Below are 4,781 nucleotides of genomic sequence, written 5' to 3'. Positions count from 1 at the left end.
ATCCCCGGCCCCCCGCATTACCGCCTGCAAATCCTCGTCTCACTCGGACGCCGGCTACTCGCGGCGCCTGTGTGCAAATTTTCCGTGACGGCGGGATTCGGCCTGGCCGCACTGGGCAATCTTGTATCGCGCACCCGGCTTGGCAACCACCTGTCGCGTGTCGTGATCGGCGATGAACGCGACCCGGCCTTCTGGCTGAAGGAAAAATTCGATGCCTTCGATACCCGCTTCATGCCGCTATCACCGGACAACCTTAGCAGCGCGCTGCTGGCATCGGGCACGCTGCCCTTCGTGATGGAGCCGGTGCGCGAGATCCCGGGAGCGCCGGCAGGCGCGTTCTGGGACGGTGGCCTGATCGACTACCACCTTGCCCTTCCCTATTCGCGCGTGGCGGACAACCCGGAAGGGGGCCTCGTCCTGTACCCGCATTTCGGGAAGCAAATCGTGCCCGGCTGGCTCGACAAATCGCTGCCCTGGCGGCGCGCCGGTTCCGGGCGCAACAACAACTGGCTGGACAATGTTGTCCTGTTGTCACCAACGCGCGCCTTCCTTCAGACCTTGACGCGCAGCAAGCTGCCGGACCGGAACGATTTCCTGTATTACGGCCAGAAGCATGACCAGCGCATCCTCAACTGGAAGCTCGCGATCGGCGAAGGTGCGCGCCTGCGCGATGAACTGGCTGAATTTATCGAGCACCCCGACCCGGCGCGCGTGTTGCCCCTCTGATCCACCCTGCCGCTACGGTAAAATAGCGGGTTAATTCACATTCAAGCGAAGTTCACACCATGAGTCTCAAATGCGGCATCGTCGGCCTGCCTAACGTCGGCAAATCCACCCTCTTCAATGCGCTGACCAAAGCGGGCATCGCCGCGGAAAATTATCCTTTCTGCACGATCGAGCCCAATGTCGGCATCGTCGAGGTGCCGGATCCGCGCCTGAAAGCGCTGTCTGAAATCGTGAAGCCCGAGCGCGTAGTACCGTCCGTTGTCGAATTCGTCGATATCGCCGGACTGGTAGCCGGCGCGTCCAAAGGCGAAGGGCTCGGCAACCAGTTCCTGTCCCACATCCGCGAGACCGATGCCATCGTGAACGTGGTGCGCTGCTTCGAAGATGAGAACGTGGTACACGTCGCCGGCAAGGTCGATCCGCTCTCCGACATCGAGGTGATCCAGACTGAACTGGCGCTGGCCGACATGGGTACTGTCGAAAAAGCGATCCATCGCGAAAACAAGAAGGCGCGTTCGGGCGACAAGGACGCTGCCAAGCTGGTGGCACTGCTGGAGCGCTTGATGCCGCATCTGAATGAAGCGAAACCGGTGCGTGCAATGAAGCTGGATGCGGAAGAACTGGCATTGATCAAGCCGCTGTGCCTGATCACGGCCAAGCCCGCGATGTATGTCGGCAACGTGTCGGATCACGGCTTCACCAACAATCCGTTGCTGGATAAGCTGGCCGAGTACGCGCAATCACAGAATGCACCGATGGTCGCAATTTGTGCAGCGATCGAAGCGGAAATCGCCGACCTGGACGAGGAAGACAAGACGGTGTTCCTGGCTGACATGGGCATGGAAGAACCCGGACTGGACCGCCTGATCCGCGCCGCCTTCAAGTTGCTCGGTCTGCAGAGCTATTTCACCGCCGGCGTGAAGGAAGTGCGCGCATGGACCATCCATGTCGGCGACACCGCGCCGCAGGCGGCGGGTGTGATCCACACGGATTTTGAACGCGGCTTCATCCGCGCGCAAACCATTGCGTATGAAGACTTCATCGCGTTCAAAGGAGAACAAGGCGCGAAGGAAGCCGGCAAGATGCGTGCGGAAGGCAAGGAATACATCGTCAAGGATGGCGATGTGCTGAACTTCCTGTTCAACGTTTGATCCCCCGAGCGCGGCATGCCTACCCTCACTGAACTCAACCTGTATCCCGTCAAGTCTTGCGCTGGGATTTCCCTGCGCGAAGCGGTCCTGACCCCAGCCGGCCTGATGGTCGAGCAGATCTATGACCGCGAATGGATGGTCGTGGATGCGAAGGGTGAGTTCATGACACAGCGCGACTTCCCGAAGATGGCGCTGATCACGCCGCGTATCAAGGCGGATACGCTTGAACTGCGCGCGCCCGGCATGCTGCGCCTCGAAGTGCCGCTCGGGCTGCCCGATCCCGAGGATGCGAAAGTTGTGCAGGTCCGCGTGTGGGAAGACACCGTGCAGGCGTATGACTGCGACGAAGTCACCGCAACCTGGTTCACCAAGTTTCTCGGCACACCCTGCCGTCTTGTGCGCTTCCATGCGGAGGCCAAGCGGGTTGCCAGCAGCAATTGGACCGGCGACGTCGAAGCGCTGGCCCTGTTCGCCGACGCCTTCCCGATGCTAGTGATCTCCGAGGGGTCGCTCGCCGACCTCAACGGCAAGCTGAAGGCGCAGGGACGCGAGGTACTGCCGATGAACCGCTTCCGCCCGAACATCGTGATCGGCGGCGTCGAGGCATTCGAGGAAGATATCGCCAAATCCTTCCGCATCGGTGCGGCAAAGCTGAAGCCGGTCAAACCCTGCTCGCGCTGCAATGTTCCGTCGGTTGACCAGTCCACCGGCATCCCGGGCCCCGACCCGCTCGACATCATGCAAAGCTACCGCGCCAATCCGAAGCTCGACGGCGCCCTCACCTTCGGCATGAACACCATCCTGCTCGAAGGCGAAGGACAGGTCCTGCGCATCGGGCAGGACGTCGACATCGACCTCGCATTCTGACCCCGGTCAACGCTTCCCGAGCTGCGGTTGCAGGCGCGGGAGGTGCCATGTAGTATTTGCCGGATGTTTTTTATTCGGGGACGACTGCCATGTCGCACGATCTGGCGCGGGAAAATCGGCAATTGCGCGACCAGCTGAAACAGCTGATCGCCAACGCGCAGAAAAACCAGCAGATCCTCCAGCGGCACCAGCGCCTCGACCTCCAGCTCATTTCGGCCGACAGCTTCCAGGCGCTGTTTGACACGCTGTTCTCCACCTTCCCCGAAACCGCCGGCCTCGACATCGTGACACTTGGCCTGATCGACGGCCAGTACGACATCCGCCGCATCCTGGTCCAGCTCGAAGTCAACCTGTCCGAACTGCCCCAGCTGATCTTCCTGCAGGACGAATCAGAATATGGCGACCTTTCGGGCCAGTTGCACAAGCCCATGCTCGGGGCCTACAGCGAGGAAAGGTTCGGGATGATGTTCCCCGAACCGCTCGCGCCACCGGCAAGCGCAGCAATCGTTCCCCTGCGCCGCCATACCCGCCTCATCGGCACGCTCAACCTGGGCAGCAACGATCCGGAGCGGTTCATGCCGAACATGAGCACGGATTTCATCGAGCACATGGCCAGCATCGCCGCCATCTGCGTGGAAAACGTGATCAACAATGAGCGCCTGAAGCATATCGGGCTGACCGACCCGCTCACCGGGGTCAACAACCGCCGCTACCTGGAGCGCCGGCTGCTGGAAGAAATCGGCCGCAGCCGCCGGCAGCAAACGCCGTTGTCGTGCATGTACATGGATATCGACCACTTCAAGCAAATCAACGACCGCATCGGGCACCAGGCGGGCGATGAAGTGCTGCGCGGCGTGGCGGGACGGATCAAGGCGGAACTGCGCCTGAGCGATTCGCTGGGGCGCTTCGGCGGGGAGGAGTTCGTCGTGCTGCTGACGGATACGGAGCGTGAGGATGCGGTTAACGTCGCCGAGCGTATCCGGCAAAGCATCGCCGAACAGCCGCTGGTGCTGGCTAGCGGGGAGGCGCTGAATGTGACGATCTCGGTGGGCGTTGCCGGCCTGCTGCCGGCGATGGCGGACGAAGCGGTCGAAACCACATCCCAGCACCTCGTTGCGCGTGCCGACCATGCGCTATACGAAGCCAAAGCCCTGGGACGCAACCGCGTCGTCGTGGAATCCTGATGTCTCAGGACTGCGTTTTTTCCGCCTGCAGCCGCTCGTACTTGGCGTGCAGCTCTTCCTTGCTTTCACGCCAGGCGGGATTGAAGGGAATGCAATCGACTGGGCAAACCTGCTGGCACTGCGGTTCGTTGTAGTGACCGACGCATTCGGTGCACTTGTTCGGATCGATCTCGTAAATCACCGGCCCCATGTAGATCGCGTCGTTCGGGCACTCCGGCTCGCACACGTCGCAATTGATACATTCATCCGTAATCATCAAAGCCATGACAACCTCTGTACCGCTTCCTGCAATGCTTACTTGCCGAGTGCGGCCATCTTGTCCTTGAGCCAGCGCTCAACGGACGGGAATACAAACTTGGACACGTCACCACCCAGCGTGGCGATTTCGCGCACGATGGTGCCGGAAATGAACTGGTACTGGTCGGACGGCGTCAGGAACAGGGTTTCGACGTCCGGCAGCAGGTAACGGTTCATGCCAGCCATCTGGAACTCGTATTCGAAGTCAGACACCGCACGCAGGCCGCGCACGATCACCCGGGCGTCGTGGGCGCGCACGAAATCCTTGAGCAGGCCGGAAAAACTCTCGACCTTGACATTCGGGTAGTGGCCCAGCACCTCATTGGCAATCGACAGGCGCTCGTCCAGCGAAAAGAACGGCCGCTTGGCCTGGCTGTCCGCCACGCCCACGATCAGCTTGTCGAACAGGCCGGACGCGCGACGCACCAAATCCTCGTGCCCGCGAGTCAGCGGATCGAACGTTCCTGGATAAACAGCTGTAACCATCGGGGCTCCCTGCCTAAGAGAAAGTTTCCGGAACGCGCATTATGCCTCAAATTCCGCTTACGGCATTGCG

6 protein-coding genes are annotated in these 4,781 nt (G+C 61.1%); 4 read left to right on the top strand and 2 right to left on the bottom strand.

What is annotated here, in order from left to right:
- The 4 genes from AYR66_RS29345 to AYR66_RS05515 form a co-directional block, all read left to right on the top strand.
- The coding region (locus tag AYR66_RS29345) for a patatin-like phospholipase family protein (protein ID WP_206047067.1) at positions 1-726 on the top strand (726 nt) is incomplete at its 5' end.
- Between the two features lie 59 nt (positions 727-785).
- On the top strand, positions 786-1,877 hold the full coding sequence (ychF, locus tag AYR66_RS05525; RefSeq protein WP_088706698.1) for a redox-regulated ATPase YchF: 1,092 nt from the start codon (positions 786-788) through the stop codon (positions 1,875-1,877).
- A 15-nt stretch (positions 1,878-1,892) separates the two neighbouring features.
- Positions 1,893-2,744, top strand: a complete 852-nt coding sequence (locus tag AYR66_RS05520) for an MOSC domain-containing protein (RefSeq protein ID WP_088706697.1) — start codon at positions 1,893-1,895, stop codon at positions 2,742-2,744.
- Positions 2,745-2,833: 89 nt separating this feature from the next.
- The gene (locus tag AYR66_RS05515; protein WP_088706696.1) at positions 2,834-3,928 is read left to right on the top strand and encodes a GGDEF domain-containing protein; all 1,095 of its coding nucleotides are present in this window, start codon (positions 2,834-2,836) and stop codon (positions 3,926-3,928) included.
- A 4-nt stretch (positions 3,929-3,932) separates the two neighbouring features.
- On the opposite strand, the gene AYR66_RS05510 is transcribed toward AYR66_RS05515, so the two are convergent.
- Together AYR66_RS05510 and coaD are read right to left on the bottom strand one after the other, a co-directional pair.
- Entirely contained in the window at positions 3,933-4,193 is a 261-nt protein-coding gene (locus AYR66_RS05510; protein WP_088706695.1) for a YfhL family 4Fe-4S dicluster ferredoxin, read from the bottom strand.
- Positions 4,194-4,222: 29 nt separating this feature from the next.
- Positions 4,223-4,711: a pantetheine-phosphate adenylyltransferase gene (gene coaD, locus AYR66_RS05505; protein WP_088706694.1), complete on the bottom strand. Its 489-nt coding sequence runs from the start codon at positions 4,709-4,711 to the stop codon at positions 4,223-4,225.
- Between the last annotated feature and the right edge of the window lie 70 nt (positions 4,712-4,781).

Source organism: Noviherbaspirillum denitrificans (assembly GCF_002211445.1).
Classification (GTDB): Bacteria; Pseudomonadota; Gammaproteobacteria; order Burkholderiales; family Burkholderiaceae_D; genus Noviherbaspirillum; species Noviherbaspirillum denitrificans.
This window is presented reverse-complemented; position numbering and strand designations above follow the sequence as displayed.

Coding starts and splice junctions, on each gene's coding strand:
- ychF (WP_088706698.1), top strand. CDS start 786: ATGAGTCTCAAATGCGGCATCGTCGGCCTGCCTAACGTCGGCAAATCC.
- AYR66_RS05520 (WP_088706697.1), top strand. CDS start 1,893: ATGCCTACCCTCACTGAACTCAACCTGTATCCCGTCAAGTCTTGCGCT.
- AYR66_RS05515 (WP_088706696.1), top strand. CDS start 2,834: ATGTCGCACGATCTGGCGCGGGAAAATCGGCAATTGCGCGACCAGCTG.
- AYR66_RS05510 (WP_088706695.1), bottom strand. CDS start 4,193: ATGGCTTTGATGATTACGGATGAATGTATCAATTGCGACGTGTGCGAG.
- coaD (WP_088706694.1), bottom strand. CDS start 4,711: ATGGTTACAGCTGTTTATCCAGGAACGTTCGATCCGCTGACTCGCGGG.